Source organism: Bordetella sp. 15P40C-2, assembly GCF_009763235.1.
GTDB lineage: Bacteria > Pseudomonadota > Gammaproteobacteria > Burkholderiales > Burkholderiaceae_B > Bordetella_A.
Genome location: NZ_WSJA01000057.1, coordinates 54,335 through 75,053 on the forward strand (window position 1 = coordinate 54,335; position 20,719 = coordinate 75,053).

The 20,719-nt window shown below is 61.2% G+C and carries 17 protein-coding genes, 1 tRNA gene and 2 pseudogenes; 12 read left to right on the forward strand and 8 right to left on the reverse strand.

What is annotated here, in order from left to right; all coding sequences use genetic code 11:
• The first annotated feature begins 1 nt into the window (after position 1).
• The 8 genes from GOQ25_RS18570 to GOQ25_RS18605 all read left to right on the forward strand — a co-directional run bounded on the left by GOQ25_RS18570 (position 2) and on the right by GOQ25_RS18605 (position 8,719).
• Positions 2 to 991 (forward strand): tripartite tricarboxylate transporter substrate binding protein, encoded by a 990-nt coding sequence (locus GOQ25_RS18570; protein WP_160351957.1) that lies wholly within the window; start codon positions 2 to 4, stop codon positions 989 to 991.
• A gap of 17 nt (positions 992 to 1,008) precedes the next feature.
• Positions 1,009 to 2,514 (forward strand): AMP-binding protein, encoded by a 1,506-nt coding sequence (locus GOQ25_RS18575; protein WP_160351958.1) that lies wholly within the window; start codon positions 1,009 to 1,011, stop codon positions 2,512 to 2,514.
• Positions 2,511 to 3,293 (forward strand): citryl-CoA lyase, encoded by a 783-nt coding sequence (locus GOQ25_RS18580; protein ID WP_160351959.1) that lies wholly within the window; start codon positions 2,511 to 2,513, stop codon positions 3,291 to 3,293. The genes GOQ25_RS18575 and GOQ25_RS18580 overlap by 4 nt, the downstream gene beginning before the upstream one ends.
• A 2-nt stretch (positions 3,294 to 3,295) precedes the next feature.
• Positions 3,296 to 4,048, forward strand: coding sequence for an SDR family NAD(P)-dependent oxidoreductase (locus GOQ25_RS18585; protein WP_160351960.1), 753 nt, complete (start codon positions 3,296 to 3,298; stop codon positions 4,046 to 4,048).
• Complete coding sequence (locus GOQ25_RS18590; protein ID WP_160351961.1) at positions 4,045 to 4,887, forward strand: SDR family NAD(P)-dependent oxidoreductase; 843 nt, start codon at positions 4,045 to 4,047, stop codon at positions 4,885 to 4,887. Before GOQ25_RS18585 ends, GOQ25_RS18590 begins: the two co-directional genes overlap by 4 nt.
• A 96-nt stretch (positions 4,888 to 4,983) precedes the next feature.
• Positions 4,984 to 5,979, forward strand: a complete 996-nt coding sequence (locus GOQ25_RS18595; protein ID WP_160351962.1) for a tripartite tricarboxylate transporter substrate binding protein — start codon at positions 4,984 to 4,986, stop codon at positions 5,977 to 5,979.
• 50 nt (positions 5,980 to 6,029) lie between these two features.
• Complete coding sequence (locus GOQ25_RS18600) at positions 6,030 to 7,622, forward strand: amidase (protein ID WP_160351963.1); 1,593 nt, start codon at positions 6,030 to 6,032, stop codon at positions 7,620 to 7,622.
• A gap of 128 nt (positions 7,623 to 7,750) precedes the next feature.
• Positions 7,751 to 8,719 carry a tripartite tricarboxylate transporter substrate binding protein gene (locus tag GOQ25_RS18605; protein WP_160351964.1) on the forward strand — a complete coding sequence of 323 codons (969 nt, stop codon included), beginning with the start codon at positions 7,751 to 7,753 and terminating at the stop codon, positions 8,717 to 8,719.
• 86 nt (positions 8,720 to 8,805) lie between these two features.
• Here the strand turns inward: GOQ25_RS18605 and GOQ25_RS18610 are convergent, their stop codons facing one another.
• A complete protein-coding gene (locus GOQ25_RS18610; protein ID WP_160351965.1) occupies positions 8,806 to 10,002 on the reverse strand; it encodes an isochorismate synthase in 1,197 nt (398 codons plus the stop codon).
• A 315-nt stretch (positions 10,003 to 10,317) separates the two neighbouring features.
• Here GOQ25_RS18610 and GOQ25_RS18615 point away from each other — a divergent pair, with 315 nt between their 5' ends.
• Positions 10,318 to 11,580, forward strand: coding sequence for an MFS transporter (locus GOQ25_RS18615; RefSeq protein ID WP_160351966.1), 1,263 nt, complete (start codon positions 10,318 to 10,320; stop codon positions 11,578 to 11,580).
• Between the two features lie 45 nt (positions 11,581 to 11,625).
• On the opposite strand, the gene GOQ25_RS18620 is transcribed toward GOQ25_RS18615, so the two are convergent.
• The 3 genes and pseudogenes from GOQ25_RS18620 to GOQ25_RS18630 all read right to left on the reverse strand — a co-directional run.
• Positions 11,626 to 12,237, reverse strand: coding sequence for a hypothetical protein (locus GOQ25_RS18620; protein ID WP_160351967.1), 612 nt, complete (start codon positions 12,235 to 12,237; stop codon positions 11,626 to 11,628).
• Positions 12,238 to 12,512: 275 nt separating this feature from the next.
• Positions 12,513 to 12,588, reverse strand: a tRNA-Gly gene (locus tag GOQ25_RS18625).
• Between the two features lie 205 nt (positions 12,589 to 12,793).
• Positions 12,794 to 13,435 (reverse strand): annotated as a pseudogene (locus GOQ25_RS18630) (response regulator); the annotation flags it as partial.
• A gap of 281 nt (positions 13,436 to 13,716) precedes the next feature.
• On the opposite strand from GOQ25_RS18630, the gene murB reads away from it, so the two are divergent.
• On the forward strand, positions 13,717 to 14,775 hold the full coding sequence (murB, locus tag GOQ25_RS18635) for a UDP-N-acetylmuramate dehydrogenase (RefSeq protein ID WP_160351969.1): 1,059 nt from the start codon (positions 13,717 to 13,719) through the stop codon (positions 14,773 to 14,775).
• 58 nt (positions 14,776 to 14,833) lie between these two features.
• Here the strand turns inward: murB and dapB are convergent, their stop codons facing one another.
• Together dapB and GOQ25_RS18645 are read right to left on the reverse strand one after the other, a co-directional pair.
• Positions 14,834 to 15,625, reverse strand: coding sequence for a 4-hydroxy-tetrahydrodipicolinate reductase (dapB, locus tag GOQ25_RS18640; RefSeq protein ID WP_160351970.1), 792 nt, complete (start codon positions 15,623 to 15,625; stop codon positions 14,834 to 14,836).
• A gap of 296 nt (positions 15,626 to 15,921) precedes the next feature.
• Positions 15,922 to 16,350: pseudogene (locus tag GOQ25_RS18645) on the reverse strand (outer membrane protein assembly factor BamE); the annotation flags it as partial.
• Between the two features lie 167 nt (positions 16,351 to 16,517).
• Here GOQ25_RS18645 and fur point away from each other — a divergent pair.
• A complete protein-coding gene (fur, locus tag GOQ25_RS18650; RefSeq protein ID WP_160351971.1) occupies positions 16,518 to 16,937 on the forward strand; it encodes a ferric iron uptake transcriptional regulator in 420 nt (139 codons plus the stop codon).
• A gap of 47 nt (positions 16,938 to 16,984) precedes the next feature.
• On the opposite strand, the gene recN is transcribed toward fur, so the two are convergent.
• Both recN and GOQ25_RS18660 read right to left on the reverse strand, forming a co-directional pair.
• Positions 16,985 to 18,649 carry a DNA repair protein RecN gene (gene recN / locus GOQ25_RS18655; RefSeq protein ID WP_160351972.1) on the reverse strand — a complete coding sequence of 555 codons (1,665 nt, stop codon included), beginning with the start codon at positions 18,647 to 18,649 and terminating at the stop codon, positions 16,985 to 16,987.
• 11 nt (positions 18,650 to 18,660) lie between these two features.
• Positions 18,661 to 19,560 carry an NAD kinase gene (locus tag GOQ25_RS18660; RefSeq protein ID WP_160351973.1) on the reverse strand — a complete coding sequence of 300 codons (900 nt, stop codon included), beginning with the start codon at positions 19,558 to 19,560 and terminating at the stop codon, positions 18,661 to 18,663.
• Between the two features lie 137 nt (positions 19,561 to 19,697).
• Between GOQ25_RS18660 and hrcA the strand changes: the two genes are divergently transcribed.
• Entirely contained in the window at positions 19,698 to 20,702 is a 1,005-nt protein-coding gene (hrcA, locus tag GOQ25_RS18665) for a heat-inducible transcriptional repressor HrcA (protein ID WP_160351974.1), read from the forward strand.
• The last annotated feature ends 17 nt before the right edge of the window (positions 20,703 to 20,719 follow it).

Consider the following 20,719-nt stretch of genomic DNA (forward strand, 5'->3'; position numbering starts at 1 on the left):
CATGCATTCTGTTATGAGGAAATTTGCGCGGGTCGTGGTGATGGCGGTTGCGGGCATGACGGTAGGATCGGTGGCACAGGCGCAGGAGAAGTACCCCACGCGCCCGATCACGTTGGTCGTCGGCTATGCCGCAGGCGGTGCGACCGACATCGTTGCTCGCTTGGTGGCAAAGTCACTGTCCGATACGCTGAGCCAACCCGTCGTGGTGGAGAACCGCCCCGGCGCCAACAGCAACATTGGCGCGGAAGCGGTGGCGCGGGCCAAGCCGGATGGCTACACGCTATATGTGGGGTCGATTGCGAACACCATCAATCGGACCCTGTACGAGAAGCTCAATTACGACATCAAGAAAGACTTCACCCCGGTTGCGTTGCTAGCCACCATTCCGAATGTGCTTGTCGTGCATCCCAAGCTGCCGATCAATTCGGTCAAGGAATACATCGCCTACGCCAAGCAGCATCCGGGCAAGCTGACTTGCGCATCTTCGGGTAGCGGGTCCTCTATCCATCTTTCTTGCGAAATCTTCAAGCTCGAAACGGGCACCGATATTTTGCATGTGCCGTATCGCGGCAGTGGTCCGGCGGTCGCCGATCTGCTGGGCGGGCAGGTCGACTCGATGTTCGACAACCTGCCGTCGTCCTTGCCGCAGGTTCAGGCCGGCAAGCTGCGCGTGTTGGGCGTCACCTCGCTTGAGCGCGTGCCATTCGTGCCAGATGTGCCGACACTCGCCGAATCCGGGTTGCCGGGCTTTTCTGTGCAGTCCTGGTTCGCCGTGATGGCGCCAGCCGGCACGCCCGCGAACATCGTCGAGACCCTGAATGCGGCCATCAACAAGGGCCTGCAGGGCGAAGCATTGCGCGAAGCCTATGAAAAAGGCGGATTCGTGTCTCCCGCCCAGCCCAACACGCCCGCGACGCTGCAGAAGTTCGTCGATGAGGAAATCGACAAATGGGGCAAGGTCGTGACGTCGGCTGGTCTCAAAGTGCAATGACGAATCAGGAGTAGTTTGTGTACCCAATTGACTTCTTTTTGCGGGCCGCTGCCCGACATAGTGACCGCATCGCCTTGGATACGCCGCGAGAGACGTGGACGTATCGGCGGCTGCGCGACGAGGCGTTGGCGCTGGCCGCCGCGCTGCAGGACATCGATCCTACGCCGCAGACGCGGGTTGCGATCTGTGCCGGAAATAGCGCGCAGCACGTCATCGCCTTGCTCGCGGTAATCGCTGCCGGAAAGGTCTGGGTACCCCTGAACTATCGCAGTACCAAAGCAGAGATCGCCCGCATACTCGATGCGACCGAGCCGTCGATCGTGCTGACCGATAACACGGGCGCCGGCTTGGTCGGGGATGGTCCGTGGACCCGGCTGGATCTTGCGGGAACGGGTTCGGAACACACGCTCCCGGCTCTGCTGCAGAGGTATGCGGGGCGAACACCGATCCGATGTGAACCTGGCCGCGATGCCACGCAGGCGATTAAATTCACCGGCGGTACAACAGGCTTGCCCAAGGGTGTCATGCAACCCTATCGCGCCTGGACGGCAGGCATCGTCAACCAGATTCATGCGTGGAAACTGACGCATGAGGATCGCTACGTCGTCGCCGCACCCGTCACGCACGGTACGTCCACCTATCTGATGCCAGTGTTGGCGCAGGGCGGTACGCACCTGTTCTTAGAGGAATCGAATCCGGCCACTGTCACCGCGGCGTTCCGAGAGCGTGGCGGCACGCTGGCGTTCATGCCGCCCACGCTGATCTACATGCTCATGGCGCAGCCCGGTGTGTCTCGCGCGGATTTTCCCCGCTTGCGCAATCTGATCTACGGAGGTGCTCCCATGCCGGTTGAAAAGTTCGAACAGGTGCGCGAGTTCTTTGGTCCCGTGGTGGGCTCTACCTATGGCCAAACCGAGGCGCCTCAGATCGTGACCGCCATTACCCCGCAAGACTTCGAGGATCCGCGCAATATGGGATCGGTCGGCTGCGCCACCTGGTTTTCTGAGTTTGCCATCATGGATAAGGACGGCAAGCTGCAGCCCGCGGGCGAGCCTGGCGAGGTCGTGGTGCGTGGGGATCTGGTGATGACCGGGTACTGGAGGCTGCCGCAAAAGACCGCGGAAACCATCGTGGATGGCTGGCTGCATACCGGCGATGTCGGCGTGGTGGATGAGCGCGGTTACCTGTACATCAAAGACCGCCTGCGCGACGTGATCATCACGGGCGGCTTCAATGTCTATCCCATCGATGTCGAAAACGCATTGGCTCAACACCCGGCGGTGTATGAGTGCTCCGTGTTTGGTATTCCCGATGATAAGTGGGGAGAAGCGGTGCAGGCGGCCGTACAGTTTCATCCTGGCGCCACCGCCGATGAGCAAACGTTGATGGCGTTCGTGCGCGAGCGACTGGGGCCTGTGCATACCCCTAAACGCATCCACGTCTTTGACAGCCTGCCGCGATCGTCGGTGGGCAAAGTCCTCAAGAACAACGTCCGAGATTCCATTATGAAGGAGACAGCATGAACCGCCCTGTTACCCGCCTGTGCGCACATCACCTCGAAGGCATGTCCTATCGCGATGCCGATCTGGTCGAAGACCTGATGGGCAAGAAGACCTTCACCGAGGTCCTGTTCTCGCAGATCATGGGCCGCGAAGCCCGTCCGGTCGATCTGCGCATCGTTGACGTTGTGCTCGTCACGTTGATGGAGCATGGGCTGACGCCGAGCGCGATCGCGACACGCGTGATCTATATGAGCGCGCCGGAAAACCTGCAAGGCGCGGTGGCGGCGGGCTTGATGGCGGTGGGCAGCAGTTTTGTCGGCACGATGGAAAACTGCTCGCTGCTGTTAGAGCGCATCGTTTACGCCAAAGATCCCGAGGCCGAAGCGCGCGACATCGTGCAGGGCTATCGCAGCAGCAAGAAACCGCTGCCGGGTTTTGGTCACCATCTGCATAAGCCCGACGATCCGCGTGCGCTTAAATTGTTGGAACTGGCGCGCGCGGAACCGGACCTGAAAGGCGAGTGGGTCAATGCATTGACGCTGCTTGCCCGCATGGTCGACGAGATCTACGGACGTCACATTACGATCAACGCGACGGGTGCTGTGGCGGCCTTGCTGGGCGAGTTGGGCGTACCGACCAAGTTGATGCGCGGCTTCGCCGTGATTTCCCGGGCGGCGGGCTTGGTGGCGCATGTGGCAGAAGAGCAGGAAAGCCCTTCCGGTCGCTTCATCTGGGACACCATCGATCGTGAGATTCCTTACGTGGGCGCGGGCAAGTCTGCGCATCATCAGGGGGACTAAGCATGCAGACATCATCGTCGCAAGGGCCTGCATCGCGTGTGGTGCTGGTTACCGGAGGTAGCGCGGGCATAGGCCGCGCCGTCATCGAGCGTTTGCTGGAAGATGGCTATGAGGTGGTCAACTTCGACCTCAAGGCGCCAGCAGCGCCATTGCCAGGAGAAACGCATGTCGAAGTCGATCTGGGTAACCCCGATGCGACGCGGCAGGCCGCAGAACGCCTGGCCGCCGAACGCGATGTGTTGCGTCTGGTGAATAACGCTGGCACCGTGCGCCCGGCGCTATTGGAGAACGCCACTACCGACGATCTCGCGTTTGTGATGGCGTTGAACATCCAGACGCCCATGCTGCTGGCCCAGGCGTTGTTGCCCGGCATGCGTCGGCATCAGTTCGGCCGCATCGTCAATATTTCGAGTCGTGCCGCTTTGGGCAAGACAGAGCGCACCGTTTACGCCGCCAGCAAGGCCGGCCTCTTGGGTATGACCCGGACCTGGGCATTGGAAATGGGTGCGGACGGCATCACGGTCAACGCAATTGGCCCCGGCCCAATCGCGACCGAACTCTTCGAACGCGTCAATCCGCCGGGCGCGCCGCAGACGGAAAAGATCCGTTCCAGCATCCCGGTGCGACGCATGGGTACCCCCGCTGACGTGGCGCATGGCGTGGTGTCCTTTTTGGATGACCGGGCGGGCTTCATCACTGGCCAAGTGTTGTACGTCTGCGGCGGCATGACGGTGGGCTTGGGGAATGCAGCATGAAAGAGGAACTGGCCTATTTAGAGGGCGTTTTGCCCGTCGCCAGTGAACGCTTGAATGGTCGGGTCGCGCTGGTCTCGGGCGGTGGTTCGAGCGGGCCCGGTTGGAGCATCGGCAAGGCTTGCTGTGCCACCTTGGCAAGGCACGGCGCCACGGTATGCGTGCTCGATGCCAACCGTGATGCCGCCGAGGATGCACTGACATTTGTGCATGCGCTGGGCGCGCGGGGTATCGCACTGCAGGCCGACGTCGCCGATCCCGACGCGATGGAACAGGCTGTTCAGACAGTGATGTCGGAATATGGCCGCATCGATATTCTGCAAGCCAACGCAGGCATCGGCAAAGTCGGTGGACCCGAAGACACGCCACTGCCCGATTGGGAACGCATCCAGAAGGTCAATGTGGACAGCTTGCTCATCGTGAGCCGGCTGGTGCTGCCCCTCATGCGCGAGCAAGGCGGCGGCAATATCGTGACGGTGTCATCGGTGGCGGGCTTGCGTTACCTGGGCTATCCGCACCTCGCTTATAACGTGACCAAGGCCGCGCTGATTCAGTTCACCCGCATGATCGCGCAGCAATATGCAGGCACCGGCATACGCGCCAACACCGTAGTACCGGGCCTCATCGATACGCCGCGCGTGCGGCATACGGTCGGCCGCATGTTTAGCGCTGATGACTTCGAGGCGGCACGCGCCGCCCGAGACAAGCAAGTGCCGATGGGCCGCATGGGCACGCCCTGGGAGGTGGCTAATGCGGTGGCGTTTCTGGTGTCCGACGAAGCGAGCTACATCACCGGTACTGAGCTCGTGGTCGATGGGGGCTTGATCGGCAAGTACGCATGATGAGTCAGGACTTTTGAAGTCTGCTTCGAGGCAGTCTTTGGCCGGTTCGCAGGATCGCGAATCTTTAGCAGTGCTGTTAACTAAGGGGAAAATAAAGTGTGGAATCACCGCAGCATTAAATCTTTGATTGGCGTGGCCGCGATCGCGGCGGGTTTGACGGGCGCAGCTTCAGCATCCGCCCAGGGGGCCTATCCGCAACGACCCGTCACCATCGTCGTGGCCTTTGCACCGGGCGGCGCGACGGATGTGCTTGCACGCAAGCTGGCTCAAAAACTTGGCGATCATTACAAGCAGTCGTTCGTGGTCGAGAACAAACCTGGTGCCGGCGGGAACATCGGCACGGCCTACGCGGGCCGCGCGGCGCCTGACGGCTATACCTTGTACCTCGGCACGGTGGCCTCGCATGGTGTGGCGCCCAATCTTTATAAGAACGTCGGCTACGACCCCATCAAAGACTTCGCGCCTATTGGTCTGATCGCAGCCAGTCCGCAAATCGTGGTGGTTAACAAGGAGTCGCCGATCAAGTCGATAGATGACCTCGTCAAGCACGGCAAAAGCGATAGCTCCACGTATGCCTCTTCGGGCGCGGGCACGACGATTCACCTGGCAGGCGAGATGTTTAACCTCAAGGCAGGCACCAAGATGGAACATGTGCCGTTCTCGGGTAGTGGTCCCGCGGTCAATGCATTGCTCGGAGGGCACGTGGACGTGATGTTCGACGATATGCCGTCCTCCGCGCCACATGTCAAAGCCGGCAACCTGCGTGCATTGGCCGTCACGGGCAAGACCCGTTCGGATCTATTCCCTGATGTCCCCACGTTGTCCGAGGCCGGCAAAGACCTGGGCCTGGAAGGCTTTGACGTATCCGCCTGGTTCTTCCTCGGCGCGCCCGCTGGCATTCCTGACGCGGTTGCCGATTCGCTTAACCAGACGCTCAATGTCATCCTCGCGGAGGACGATATGAAGCGCTATGTTGGCGAACGGGGTGCCCAGACTCTGCCCGGCTCGCGCGAAGACGCATCGCGCTTTATTGCGTCCGAACTGAGTAAGTGGAACGACATCATCACGGCCGGCAATATTCCCAAACTCTAAGACCGAGGCATGTTGCATGCATACGAATATCCAGTACACAGGAGTGCGCCGTGGACACCCTGCGCGATGACCATCGAGATGTGATCAACGCTTGGCGCGACACGGCCGCCCGATTGACGCGGGAAGTGGACGGCGTGTCGGGGCTTACCGCGGTGCCTCACGCGCAAGCCTTGCACGCCACGGCACAAACCTGCACGCCTGCGCAAACTCGCCTCTCCGCGCCGCCGAGCGGTTGGCAGGATTGGTGGGAAAAGCGTCACGCGCTGGCTGCACGCGAAGTCAGCGCGCAAGAGATCGCCCATGAAGCGTCCAAGCGCCTTGCTGAAGTACACGGCGCGACGAACGCGTGCATGGAGATTCTCGAGCCGTTGGCGATGGCCCAGGCGAGAGCCGTTGACGAGGGCATCGCCCGTGGTGATGCGATGCCCTTACTTGCCGGTATGCCGCTCGCCCATAAAGACCTGCTGCACCGCACGGGTTATGACGTGGGTTATGGCAGGCGGGACGCAATTGCATCCACCAGCACCGCGACGGTGCTGCGCCGTTTCGACCAAGCCGGCGCGCTGCATCTGGCGCGCCTGCATATGACCGAACTGGCGTTCGATCCGTCGGGTGCGAATGAGAGCGTGGGCAGTTGCCGCAATCCGTGGGCGCTGGACCGTATCACCGGGGGGTCGTCGAGCGGCTCGGCCGCTGTCGTTGCCGCTGGCGCCGTCGATGGCGCGCTGGGCAGCGATACCGGCGGCTCTATCCGGATCCCGGCGGCGTTGTGCGGCGTGACGGGCATCAAACCCACCTACGGTCTGGTCAGTCGCGCGGGCGCGATGAGCCTGAGCGCCTCGCACGATCATTTGGGGCCATTGGCACGCAGTGCGCGCGACTGCGCGTTGATGCTGCAGGCCATTGCGGGTCATGATCTGGCCGACGCCGGCAGCGTCACGGCACCGAGCGCGCAGGACTATCTGGATAGCCTGGATGCCACCATTGCCGGACTGCGCATCGGCGTGCCGCGCGGCTACTTTACCCGCGATCTCGATCCCCAGGTTCAGTCCGTGCTCGATCAGAGCGTTGCCAGTTTTCAGGCCTTGGGCGCGGAAATCCGCGAGGTACCCGACTTTCCTTACGACGCCATCAACGATCTGGCCATCCTGATGATCCGCGCCGAGGCCACAACGCTCTATGACGAGCTGATTCGTCCCGGCTCGGGGAGTCTGGGGAAATTCACGGCCTCGCGCCTCGGTGAGGGTGTGTCCATTCCCGCCACGTTGTACCTGCAGGCCGCTTCGCTGCGCGGTCCCATGCTGTTGAAGTTCGTGCGCACGGTGATGGCAGAGGTGGATGTGTTGATGGCGCCCGTGTTTCCCACCATGACGCCGCGCATCGATGCGTTCGACGCGATCGATGCACGCTCCAGTGCCTTGCGTGGCGCGCTCACGCGCCTGACGCGGCCCTTGAACTATCTGGGCCTTCCCGCGCTTTCCTTGCCGGGCGGCATGGGCAAGCCGGATGACTCGGAGGTGGAGCTGCCAGTGGGCTTTCAGCTCATCGGGCGGCCTTATAGTGAATCGTTGCTGTTGCGGGCGGGGCATGCGTTTCAAAAGGCCACGTCCTGGCATCTGCACCGGCCGCCTCCTCTGAGGTGAGCGACCATCGCGGGCATTGACGCATGAGCGCGCATGATCGGGCGATATCGCCCGATCACATCCCGTCATTGCGGAGTACACTGCGCGGCATCACGATTCTTATAGCAACAGCACGGAGATATCGCATCATGCGCAAATTCCTATGGGCCGCCTGCCTGGCCGTCCTGCCGTTTGCCGCGGCAGCGCAGGTCACTACCGATTGGCCGACCAAGCCACTGACTTTGATTGTGCCGTTTGGCCCCGGATCCAGCCCCGATACGATGGCGCGTGCGATTGCCGAAGAAGCCAGCACTAAGCTGGGGCAGCCCATCGTGGTGCAGAACAAGCCCGGCGCCAGCGGCAATCTGGGTACCGCTCAGATCGCCAAGGCCAAGCCCGACGGTTACACCTTCGGTGTGTCGATCACCGGACCCCTGGTCAACAACACCGTGTTGTACAGCGACCTGCCTTACGATCCCAAGAAAGAAATCGAGCCGCTGACCTTGGGCGTGCATCAGCACAATATTCTGGTGGTGCCCGCGAATTCGCCCATCAAGTCGTTTGACGATTTGCTCAAGGCGATGAAGTCGCAGGACAAGCCCTATAACTTCCCCTCGACCGGTGCAGGTACGGTGTCGCATCTGGCCGTGGAACTGCTGCTCGAACGCACCGGCGGCAAAGCGGTGCATGTGCCTTATGCCTCGTCGCCGGCAGCCGTGACTTCATTGATCGCGGGGGATACGGACTTTGCCGCATTGCCGCCGATTGCCGTGATGCCGATGATCAAGGATGGCCGCCTGCGCGCGTTGGCTGCCGTGTCGAAAGATCGCCTGAGTTTCCTGCCCGACACGCCGACGATCGAAGAACTTGGCGTGCCTGGGATCGAAGGTTCTGGCTGGATTGGGTTTGTTGCGCCGGCCGGAATTCCCGCCGACGTGCAGCAAAAGCTTTCGTCCGCGTTAGCCGGGGCCATCAATGCACCGGCGGTCAAAGAGCGACTGGCCACCTTGTTCATGGAGCCCGCCGCCAACAGCCCGCAGGAGTTCCGCCAGTACATGGATGAGGAACTCAACCGTTGGGAGCCCTTGATCAAGCGTCTGAATCTGACGGTGAACTAAACCCTGAGTCAGCCAGATAGCAAAAGCCCGGTGATGGATTTCACCGGGCTTTTTTTCGCGTTATCGCAGAACGCTCGGTCCGCGATTTAGCTGATCGCGCGCATGAAGGTTTCCATCTTCGTTGCGGTTTCGGTGATTTCGCTCTGCGGATCCGAACCGGCAACGGTGCCCGCGCCAGCATACAAACGCAGCGAACGATCACCCGTCTGCAACGCGCAGCGCAGGGTCAACGCCCATTCGCCATCGCCATTGGCGCGCTGCCAGCCCACGAGGCCCGCGAAATAGCCGCGCTCGAAAGGCTCCAGTTCGCGGATGTGTTGGAATGCGCGATCCGTGGGGTGCCCGCAAATGGCCGGTGTCGGGTGCAGCGCGCACGACAGATCCAACGCGGTGACTTGCGGGTCCCGCAGCGTGCCAGTGATGTAGGTCGACAGATGCCACAGTGCATCCGTACCGATCACAGACGGGCCATCCGGCACATCGAGTTCATCGCAGTAGCTGCGCAGAATCCTGACGATGTCGCTGACCACATAGCTGTGTTCACGCAGATCCTTTTCCGAAATAGCCAGGCCCTCTTTACGGGCACGATCGATTTCCGGATCTGGATGGCGGCCAATGGAGCCCGCCAGCGGGTTCACAAAAATGCGCGCGCCTTCGCGTCGCACCAGCAGTTCGGGGCTGGCGCCGACCATGGTGCCCGCGGGGGTGGCGGTGTCCGCAGCGTCAGCTTGGCCCGCGATACCCCATGCCGGGATGGCGAAGGTATAGCCATGCGCATTGCGCGCGAGCAAGTCGGGCAGCAGTTTTTCGTAATCGACCGGGCGATCCAGCGTCACATCCATGGCGCGCGAAAGCACGATTTTTTTCACATCGCCTTGCGCGAACAGTTCCAACGCACGTCGCACCATATCGCCATAGACTTCCGGCGCGGGCACCGGTTGACGGTCGATGGCTTTGGGCCGCGAGGTGTCGCCCGTGGTGGACGCTGCCTGTTGGGGTGCTGCGCGTGGTGGCACCGGCGCTTGCTGATACTGCGCGGGGATGGTCAAGCTGGCGGGATTGCGCGCGTCAAAAGGCACTAGACCGAACAGAATCGCGTCCTGATTGCCTTGCTTGTCGGCTTGGTCAAACAGGGCCTTGATGGTGTCGCTGGTCGCCGGCGCGTAGGCGCTTAACGTGCCGGCGCCGTGGCGTGCCCGGAATTGCTGGGTGGGAGAGGCGAAAAAAATGTCGCCGATCTTAAAGCCGTCCAGCAGCCACGCCGACGAGGATTGCTTGCTCATTGTGGTGTCTCATTTCCAAAAAACTTATTGCCGACGTTGCAGGTGGTGCACCATCGGCCTCGCGCGGCCAGGGATGGCCGGCTGGCGAGAAACGTAGTGCGTGACGGTATCAGAAAATGGCATGCGAGTGCGTGTGTTCTTCCGCTGGGTGGCACAAGGCGCACGCCTCGGTTGGTCTCCCATGTCTTATATAAGAGTGGCACAATGGCGGTCCGATGATGCCTGGACGGTTAAAGGGATCGGCCGATGAGGACCGCGTAAGCGTGTTCACCCGAGCCCGAGGCGTCCATCCGGCAGCGTGAACCTCTACCTTATATGCCCGCCACTATCGACCGACTTAGTCTTTTCCGGCAGCCTTCGGGTTTCTTGTCCTTTCTGCTGGCGCGCGTTCTTGCGATGGCCGCCACGCAGATTCAGGCCGTGGTCGTGGCGTGGCAGGTTTACGATTTAACGCGCGAGCCCTTGGCGCTGGCCTATGTCGGATTGGCGCAGTTTCTGCCCATGCTGTTCCTGTTGCTACCGGCCGGAGATCTGATCGATCGTCTGCCCCGCAAATACATTCTGGCTATCAGTTGGGCGGTGGGTGCGATGTGCAGCGGTTTGCTGTGGTGGCTGTCTGATCACGGGCTCGCGGGGGTGGGCAATATCTATGCGGTGTTGGTGCTGTTTGGTGCCTCGCGCGCGTTTTCCGGCCCTGCGATGCAGAGTTTATTGCCTCAATTGGTCACTCGCGAGCAACTGCCGCAGGCTATCGCGACCAATAGCATGGTCATGCGTTCTGCCTCGATCGGCGCACCGTTGTTAGGTGGCTTGCTTTATGGAATTGGTGGCAGTCATACGACTTACCCGGTGTGTTTGCTGGCCTTTTCCGCGGGGGCGTTATTGCTGATCCCCGTCCATGTGTTGGCCTCGGCCCAGTCGGCTGGGCAGACGGCGAATGCCAGCGGCACGTCGATCTGGCAGCGGTTCGGCATCGGCATCCGGTTTATCTTTGCGCGTCCGGTGGTGCTGGGCACGATCTCGCTGGATCTGTTTGCTGTGTTGCTGGGCGGCGTAGTCGCACTGCTGCCGATTTATGCGCAGGAAGTGTTGGAAGTCGGCCCGCAAGGCCTGGGGCTGTTGCGCAGTTCCATCGCGCTGGGCGAGGTGGGGGCGGGGATTTTTCTCAGTATGCGTCCCTTTGATGGTCGGGTGGGTAAACGTATGTTGATCGCCGTAGCCGTGTTTGGACTGGCGAATCTTTTGTTTGCGTTTTCCCAATGGCTCTGGCTTTCCTGTCTCGCGCTAGCGGTGGCGGGAGCGGCGGATATGGTCAGTGTCTACGTGCGCGGCGCGTTGATCCAGTTTGCGACGCCGGATGAGATGCGAGGCCGCGTCAATGCGGTCAACATGTTGTTCATCGGCTCATCGAACGAACTGGGTGAGTTTCGTGCCGGGGTGAGCGCCGCATGGTTAGGCGTTGTGCCCGCGGCCGTGGCGGGCGGGCTCTGTACGATGCTCGTTGTCACCGCCTGGAGCCGGCTTTTCCCGTCATTGCGATCGATTGATCGGTTCGAGGACGCGCAGCGTCATCGATGACGCGGAGCGGGTGGGCAACGGCGGGCGAGTCCTTCCTGCAGCGCCTTAGGGCCGCCGGTGCAACCATTTCATGTACGCGGAACGTGTCAGTTCCGACACCGAATCCAGCGTTTTCTGATGGGTGAGGCGATGTCGCGCCGCCAACCGTGCATCGGCCACGGTGCGCGACTTGCAGAACCAATGGCAGCTGTGTTGCAACAGATAAAGTTCCGCGGACAGGTGATACGCGCGGGTCTTGGGGTCGAAGCCAGGTTCGTTATCGACCACATGACGCAGGCCGGCGGCATGGATGCGCAACAGGTCTCGAAAGTCCCGCGTAACCGAGGGAAGATAACGTTCCGCATAGGGCAAGCAAAACGGCAGGGCGATCAAACTGGCGGCTTGCTGGTTTTCTTTTTGAAAGCTGTTAGCCAGGGTATGCACTTGACCCGCGACAATACGCTCGGTCTGGACGTAGGTTTCTAATACCTGCAGCTGCCGCGATTCGCCTTCTTCGTGGATGGCGCGCAAATAGCCTTGCGTCAGGTTCTCCATATGGCGTTCGAGCTGCAGATTCGACAGATGCTGAGCCAGCAGGGAAATATGCGCGCGTTGATACCGAACGCGGGCGACCTGCCAAACCACGACGACGATCAACAGGATAAGAGCGGTGTCCATTTGCCTCGGTTCCACCACGAGCAGCGCCAGGCGCTGTCGCGGACAACAAAAGGCCCAAACGGGATGTTGGGCCTTTGGGGGATGCTATAGATGCTGTAGCGGATGGGCGAAAGTGTAACACCCGTGTTTGCGGGGTTATCGGCCAATTCAATGTCTGGTGTAGCGGGGAGACAGGCCAGCCTAAGACCATAGGCCACTGGCGTGCTGCAATGCAAAAAGGGCCTTTCGGCCCTTTTTGAATGACTTCCGGATGCAGGCATCCGACAATCTGAATTTGGAGCGGGAGACGAGTCTCGAACTCGCGACCTCAACCTTGGCAAGGTTGCGCTCTACCAACTGAGCTACTCCCGCGTCGCTGCTGTTGATGTGTCATCAGCAGAGAAACGAGATTCTATATATCTTTTTTTAAAGATGCAAGTGCTGGGCTCCCAATAGGGATTCTGGGCGCGCGCGGCATGGTCGGAGGTGGCTCTTCTGGCGTCGTCGGTACGTGGCTGTCTTGCCCGTCAGAGTGTGGCGTTGCACCGTCGGGCAGAGGCATTAAGGCTTGCGCTGCCTCGACCGCGTACTTTGCCAGCCCAGGCTGGCTCTCGATATTGAGTTTGCCTCGGATATTCAGGCGGTGCGTTTCCACTGTCCGGACCGATACGTTCAGCAACTGCGCGATGCGTTTGTTGCTGTAGCCGCGACCTAGACAGGCGAGCACTTCGCGCTCGCGTCGCGTGAGTCGCTGTCTCACTGCCTCCGTCGCCGAAAGTCGCATCGTCACCTCCGCACTGAACACCGTGTGGCCTTGCATGACCGCATGTACGGCAGCGACGATGTGCGGCGCCGGCTCGTCTTTCAATAAATAGCCTCGTGCCCCGGCACGCACCGCGCGCACGATGTTGTCCGTGCGGTCATACATCGACAGCACCAGTACGGCGATGTTGGGGAAATGCCGGTGCAATCGTTCGATCAACGACAGCCCGCCCATGCCAGGCATATCCAGATCCATCAGCACCATGTGCGGCAGGGTTCGCCCAAGCGGATCTCGGGCGAGACAGGCATGCAAAAAGGCCAGCGCGCCTTCGGCATTCTCGGCTTCGCCGATGACGCGCAGGTCGGTGGTCATCTCCAGGCACAGTCGCAAGCCGCTGCGTATTAAGGGGTGATCATCGATGAGCAACAGACGGGCGACTTCATGGGCATGTGACATGGTGAGACGGCGCGCGGCTGCTGGGACTATCGTCCCTACTAAGCGCTGCCTGGTTTTCTTAGGCTGAGCGTACGCCGTGTTAGACGAAATACAACACAGTGTCGGGGGGAGTGCGGTAGAAACAGGCTTAATCCGATGTGGACCCCATAAAAAGCGTCTATGGAAATTCAGATTTCCGAGCAACGTATAGTTGCCGGAGAGGGCGCAAGAGGCTGGCGCCTCATTCGGGCTGCTGTAAGATGTCTGCGCTTCAGCATGCCCGATATGCCCGATATCACTCCATGACGGATTTTTCTCAGTCCCCGCCGCACGCGCCATTGACGCCGTCGGATCGGGATCTCACCACGCTCAATACGCTAGGCTTGTCCGCGCGCGCGCAAGCGTGCGTGACATTGAGTCATGTCGATCAATTGCCCACGCTTACTGATCTGGCACTGCAGTATCCCGGGCTGCTCGTGCTGGGCGGCGGCAGCAATATGGTGTTGCCCGCATGGATTCAAAGCCTCGTCGTGCGCGTCGCCTTGACTGGCGTGCGCCTGATCGAAGAACGCAGCGATGCATGGATTATCGAGGCCGGCGCAGGCGAGAACTGGCACGACTTCGTCACCACCTGCGTTGATCGCGGTTGGAGCGGCCTGGAAAATCTGGCTTTGATTCCAGGCACGGTAGGCGCCGCGCCCGTGCAAAACATCGGCGCGTATGGGGTCGAGCTGGCCGACCGGTTTAGCGGGTTGAGTGCATGGCATGTGGGCCAACGGCGGTTGGTGCAGATGACATCAGCAGAATGCCGGTTTGCCTATCGCGACAGCGTATTCAAGCATGCCGCGCCCGGGGAATGGATTATTGTGTCGGTGCGATTTGCCTTGCCCAAACCGTGGCGGCCGGTACTGGATTATCCTGACCTGCGACGCTATTTCGGCGATCTTGCCGCGCCCACAGCGCGCGACATTTATCAAGCAGTCTGTGAGATCCGGCGCGCCAAGTTGCCCGATCCGGCCGTGGTCGGCAACGCCGGCAGTTTCTTTAAGAATCCTATCGTGTCCGCCAGCGTGCGCGACACGTTGCTACAGCAATATCCCGGGTTGGTGTCCTATCCGCAACCGGACGGCCGCTACAAACTCGCCGCCGGATGGTTAATCGATCAATGTGGTTGGAAAGGCAAACAGCTGGGCGCGGCGGGCGTGCACGATCGGCAGGCGCTAGTCTTGGTCAACAAGGGCGCCGCGACCGCCGACGACATCATGACACTGGCCGCGGCCATTCAGCGCGATGTGGCCGCCCGCTATCAGGTGCATTTAGAACCAGAGCCGGTGGTATGGCGCGACCATTCTGCGGCGTAGCGGAGTGATTTGGCCGGAGACGATCCGGCCTGCCCAGGCGTGGGCCACGCGCACCGGGTTACAGCCCGAGCACGGCCTGCATGTCGTACAAGCCGTGTTGCTTAGCCTTCAGGAACTGCGCCGCGCGCAGCGACCCCTGGGCATAAGTCGCCCGGCTGCTGGAGCGGTGCGTGATCTCGATGCGCTCGCCATTGCCGCAGAAAAACACCGTATGGTCGCCCACGATATCGCCACCGCGCACGACTGAAAATCCGATGGTGCCCGGTTCGCGTACGCCTGTGTCGCCGTGTCGCGTCCAAGTCGCCACATCCGGCAGCGCCACATTCCACGCGGACGCCACGGTCTCGCCCATCTTCAACGCGGTGCCCGAGGGGGCGTCCACCTTGTTGCGGTGATGGGCTTCAAACACCTCGACGTCATAGCCGGAATTCAGGATGCGCGCGGCGACATCCAGCAGTTTGAGCGTCGCGTTGACGCCGACGCTCATGTTCGGCGCGAACACGATGGCGATCTTTTGCGCGGCTACATCGATGGCGGCGCGACCCGCGTCATCGAATCCGGTGGTGCCGATCACCATGCGTGTGTTGTGACGCACGCAGGCTTGCAAATGCGCCAGTGTCGCTTCGGGACGCGTGAAATCGATCAAACAATCGGCATCGGCTAGTGCGTCCAGCTGGTCCGTGATCAACACGCCCGTGTCACGCCCCAGAAAGGCGCCGGCATCTTGGCCCAGATCGGCCGAGCCGCTGCGGCATAGCGCCACGGTCAGCGTCATGTCGGGGCAGTTCAGTACAGCTTCGATGAGCATGCGGCCCATCCGGCCGCCGGCTCCTGCAATTGCAATACGCATGTAATCCTCGTGCAACAGGTTTAACGTAGCGGCTCGGCGCCATTGAAGGCCGGGTTGGCGGCGCTGTCGGCGCCCTGTGTCGGCGCGTTCAAGAGCAGCTCGCGCTGACGCACGCGACCGGACGAGGGTTGCGATGCGCTTGCGTCCGATTCCGACATGCTGGGCGCGCGCACACTGCTGCCGCCATTAGCCTCGGTGTCTTGGCTCGCGGGCAAGGCTCCGCCCGGCGGGGTGCCCAGCGCGGGCAACTGAGCGGCGTCTGACGGCATCGGCGCCTGAGTCGGCGTCTGAGCGTTCTGGCGCGCGGTCTCGGCGTCGATGGTCTCGTCCGTGGCTTGCTGCGGCGTGCCTTCGGCATTGAGCTGGAAAGGCTGCAGCTCGGGCTGCTGGTCGCCATCCCAACGCACCAGTACGTCGTGGTCGAACCAAACGGTGAACTTGCGTTCTTGCGCGGCACCATAGCCCGGCTTGAAATAGTAGGGGTAGTCCCAGCGATCCGCGTGCAGCACGCTGGTCAGCGTCGGGCTGCCCAATGCGAACCGTACCTGTTCACGGGTCATTCCAGGCTGCAGCAAGGCCACCTGCTCTTGCGTGATCCAGTTGCCTTGCTGGACCGGCGCTTTATAGGGAAAGCCCCATTTGCCGGAGGTGCAGCCCGCCACGGCGACGGCGACGGCGGTGGCTGCCAAAGCGGTTTTCAAAAACCGGGTTGGGTTACGTGCAATGTTGAACACCAAGCGCCCCTATCTCAGGTTTAAAGCGGGTAAAACCGTTATCATAAAGGTTTCACAATGCGGTAGCTCCGTGGGGCAGCGGAAAAGGGCGGCATGCTGCTTCACTTTTTGCACCGTATTTTCTGCCCCTGCCACCGCGGAAAGAGAGCGATTACACCATGACAGACCAAAGCGAACTGAAAAACATGGGTTTGAAGGCGACTTTTCCCCGTCTGAAAATCCTGGATATCTTCCGCAAAGCAGACGAAAGGCACCTGAGCGCAGAGGATGTCTATCGGGCCTTGATTGGCGAAAACGTCGAAATCGGACTAGCGACCGTCTATCGTGTTCTGACGCAGTTCGAGCAGGCCGGCATTCTGACTCGTAGTCAATTCGATAGCGGCAAGGCCGTGTTTGAGCTGAACGATGGCGATCATCACGACCATCTGATTTGCACGAATTGCGGCAAGGTCCTGGAGTTCTCGGACCCTGATATCGAAAAGCGTCAGCACAAAGTCGCCAAGGACAATAATTTCGTCCTCGAGAGCCACGCCATGGTGCTGTATGGCACTTGCGGCGACTGCCAGAAAGGTCGTTAACGTAAAAGGGTCGCCTTGGCGGGCGACCCTGGTCTGATGACGCGCTTCTAGCGCGGGATGGTAGCCACCACCCCTCCCAGCATTTCGCGCGCATGATCGCGCGTGGTGCTGGTGATCTTGATCCCGCCCAACATCCGGGCGATCTCTTCGACCCGCTCATCGTTATCCAGCTCGACGATTCGCGAACGCGTGGTCCCCGCTGTTTCTTTCTTGCTGACACGGTAATGCGCGTTGCCGCAGGCGGCGACCTGGGGCAGGTGGGTGACGCATAGCACTTGATGCCGTTCGCCCAGCGATTTCAACAGCTGTCCCACGACCTCGGCGACTGCGCCACCGACGCCGCTATCGACTTCATCGAAAATCAAGGTCGGCACGCGAGCAGCGCGGCTGGCGATGACCGATATGGCAAGCGAAATACGCGAAAGCTCGCCGCCCGAGGCCACTTTGCCCAGCGGCCGCGGGGTGGTGCCGGCATGACCCGCCACGAGGAATTCGACTTGATCGCTGCCATGCGCGGACGGTGCCGCGGCGTTGACCACAGGTTCGAACCTGCCGCCTTGCATGGCCAGTGTTTGCATGGCCTGAGTGACTTCCTTGCCCAAGCTGTTGGCGACCTTCAGACGGGCGGCGGACAATTGGTCGGCGGCGACGCGGTATTGCGTTTCGGCTAACTGCGCGCGGGTACGCAAGGCTTCCACATCGCCCGCTGCTTGCAGGTCGCTTAACTGCGCGTGCACGCTCTCGCGTAAGGCAGGTAGCGCTTCGGGTCCGGTTTTGAATTTGCGCGCGGTCTCAAAGACGGCGCTCATGCGCGCGTCGACCTCGGCCAAACGCTGGGGATCCAGCTCCACGCGGCTGACATAGTTATTCAAATCGGACACGGCCTCGGACATCGCGATGCGCGCCGATTCGATTTCATCGAGCACCCCTTGCAATGCGGCGTCGTGCCGCAGCATTCCTTGCAGGCGATGCTGCGCGGTGTTCAGGCGATGCAGCGCCGAATCATTCTCGCCATCGAGGGCTTCGAGGATTTGCGCCGCACCGTCGAGCAAGGATTGTGCATGGGCGAGTTTGGTTTGCTCGGCTTGCAGTGCATCCCATTCGTCCGCGCGCAACGCGAGTTGATCGAGTTCATCGGCTTGCCATTGCAGGCGTTCTCGTTCGGCCTGCAGACCGGCAGCATCTTTCTCGGCAAGTTCGAGCTGGCGCGCGACGGCGCGCCAGTCTTTCCAGGCCTGTGCCACCGCGGCGCGCAATTCGCCGTGTCCGCCATGCGCATCCAGCAAATCGCGCTGGGCGTCCGCGCGCATCAGGCTTTGATGCGCATGTTGCCCATGGATGTCCACCAGATTGTCACCCAGCTCGCGCAGTTGCGTCAGCGTCGCGGGCATGCCGTTGATATAGCCCCGGCTACGTCCTTGCGCGTCAACGACGCGCCGCAAGGCGAGCTCTTCGCCGGTATCCAGGTCGCGCTCGGCCAGCCATTCGCGCAGGGCAGGCGACAGATCGAAAATGGCCGTGATATCGGCCCGGGCCGCGCCTTCGCGCAGCACGCCCGCATCGGCGCGGCCTCCCAATGCCAAAGCCAGCGCGTCGATCAGGATCGATTTCCCCGCGCCGGTTTCGCCGGAAAAAACGGTAAAACCCGAGCCGAAGTGAATCTCGGCCTGTTCGACGATGACGAAGTCGCGAATATGCAGAGTGCGCAACATAGTTGTGAGGCTTATTCCACGCTGGCCGACGCCTGCGGCATCAGGTTCCAATGTAGCTTGCGACGCAAGGTCGAAAAGAAACTGTAGCCCTCGGGATGCACGAAGCGAATCGTGTAGGGCGCACGCTGAACCGAAATACGGTCTCCGGGCTGCAAGTCGGACCAGGTCTGCATGTCGAAATGCACGCTGGCGCCGGTCTCGACGCGCCCGATTGCGGTGAGTGTCATGCTGAGTACGCCGCTGCCGGGAATCGCGATCGGTCGATTCGATAGGGTCTGTGGGGCGACCGGCACCAACACCATCGCATCCAGGCCGGGATGCAGTATCGGACCATTCGCCGACAACGCATACGCGGTGGAGCCCGTCGGCGTCGCGATGATCAAGCCATCGGCACGCTGCGCATACATGAACGCGCCATCGAGTTCGACGCGCACTTCGATCATGCCGCCGCGCCCGGCGCGGTTGAGCACCACATCATTGAGCGCCGGCGCGCTATACATCAGCTGATCGCCGCGCCAGACCGACCCCTCGAGCAGCATACGGTCTTCGGCGCGGTAGTTGCCTTCGATGATGCGGCTCAGCGCATTCTGCGATTCCTGTACGGGGATGTCGGTGATAAAACCCAGGCGTCCATGGTTGATGCCCACCAGCGGCACGCCGTAAGGCGCGAGCGTGCGCGCTGCGCCGAGCACTGTGCCGTCGCCACCCATCACCACGGCCAGCGAGGCCGTCGCGCCGATGTCCTTCAGGGTAGCGATGGGGTAGTCGGTCAGTCCGGTGTTCTTGGCTGTATCGACATCGATCAGCACCCGTCTGCCCGTCTGGATCAGCATGTCGGCCAGCACGCGCAGCGGTGCGTCCAGGCCGGTATCCTGATGTCTGCCTATCAGTGCGACAGTGGGAAAATGCATGGTGAAACAACCGAATATCGAGGAAAGGCGGCACGATAGCCGCGTAATGTGCCGATTATATGGGGCGCGTTTACGCGCCGGACGGGCAAGGGGGATAAAAAAACCCCTTTCATGAAAGATTCCTTACAATAGTCCACATGGATGATCGCGCTCGTGCATTATTAAAGGCCCTGATTGAACGTCACATTGCCGATGGACAACCGGTAGGCTCGCGCACGCTGTCCAAGGTGTTCGATCTTTCCCCGGCCACTATCCGCAATGTCATGGCGGATCTGGAAGATATGGGCTTGATTCACAGCCCGCATACCTCCGCCGGCCGAGTGCCCACGCCGCGGGGCTACCGTATGTTCGTGGATTCCCTGCTGGCCGTGCAGCCGTACGAGTTTCAGCCGCTGCAGCTAGGCGAGGCCGCGTTGAAAGCCAACGAGCCCTCGCGCGCACTGAGCGCGGCCGCCGCGCTGCTGTCTAACCTCACGCAATTCGCCGGTGTGGTGCTCACCCCGAAGCGCGCGCAGGTGTTTCGCCAGATCGAGTTCATCCGCTTATCCGAGCGGCGTGTCCTGCTCATTATCGTGACGCCCGATGGCGACGTGCAGAACCGCATCCTGTCCGTGCAGCGGGACTACACCGAGTCCGAATTGCTGGAGGCGGCCAATTTTTTCAATACGCATTTCGCGGGCAAATCCTTCGATGCCGTGCGCCGCACGCTCACGACCGAGCTCGCGCAGTTGCGCAATGACATCTCGCGCCTGATGCAAGCGGCCGTGGAGGCGGGCGCCGAAGCCGCCGAGGATGGCGACGAAGTGATCATCTCGGGCGAGCGCAAACTCCTAGATGTGACGGATATCGCCTCGGATATGGATCGTCTGCGCAAGATGTTCTCGCTGTTCGAGAAAAAGACCGAGCTGCTTCAGCTGCTGGATACTTCGAGCCGGGCGCAAGGCGTGCAGATTTATATAGGCGGTGAATCGCAACTGCTGCCGATGGAAGATATCTCTGTGATCACGGCACCGTATGGCGCGGATGGCCGGGTCATCGGCACCCTGGGGGTTATCGGCCCGACACGCATGTCGTATGACCGCGTGATCCCGATTGTTGATATCACCGCGCGGTTGCTGTCCAACGCTTTCAGCCATAACTAGTAAGATGCAGCAGCCGG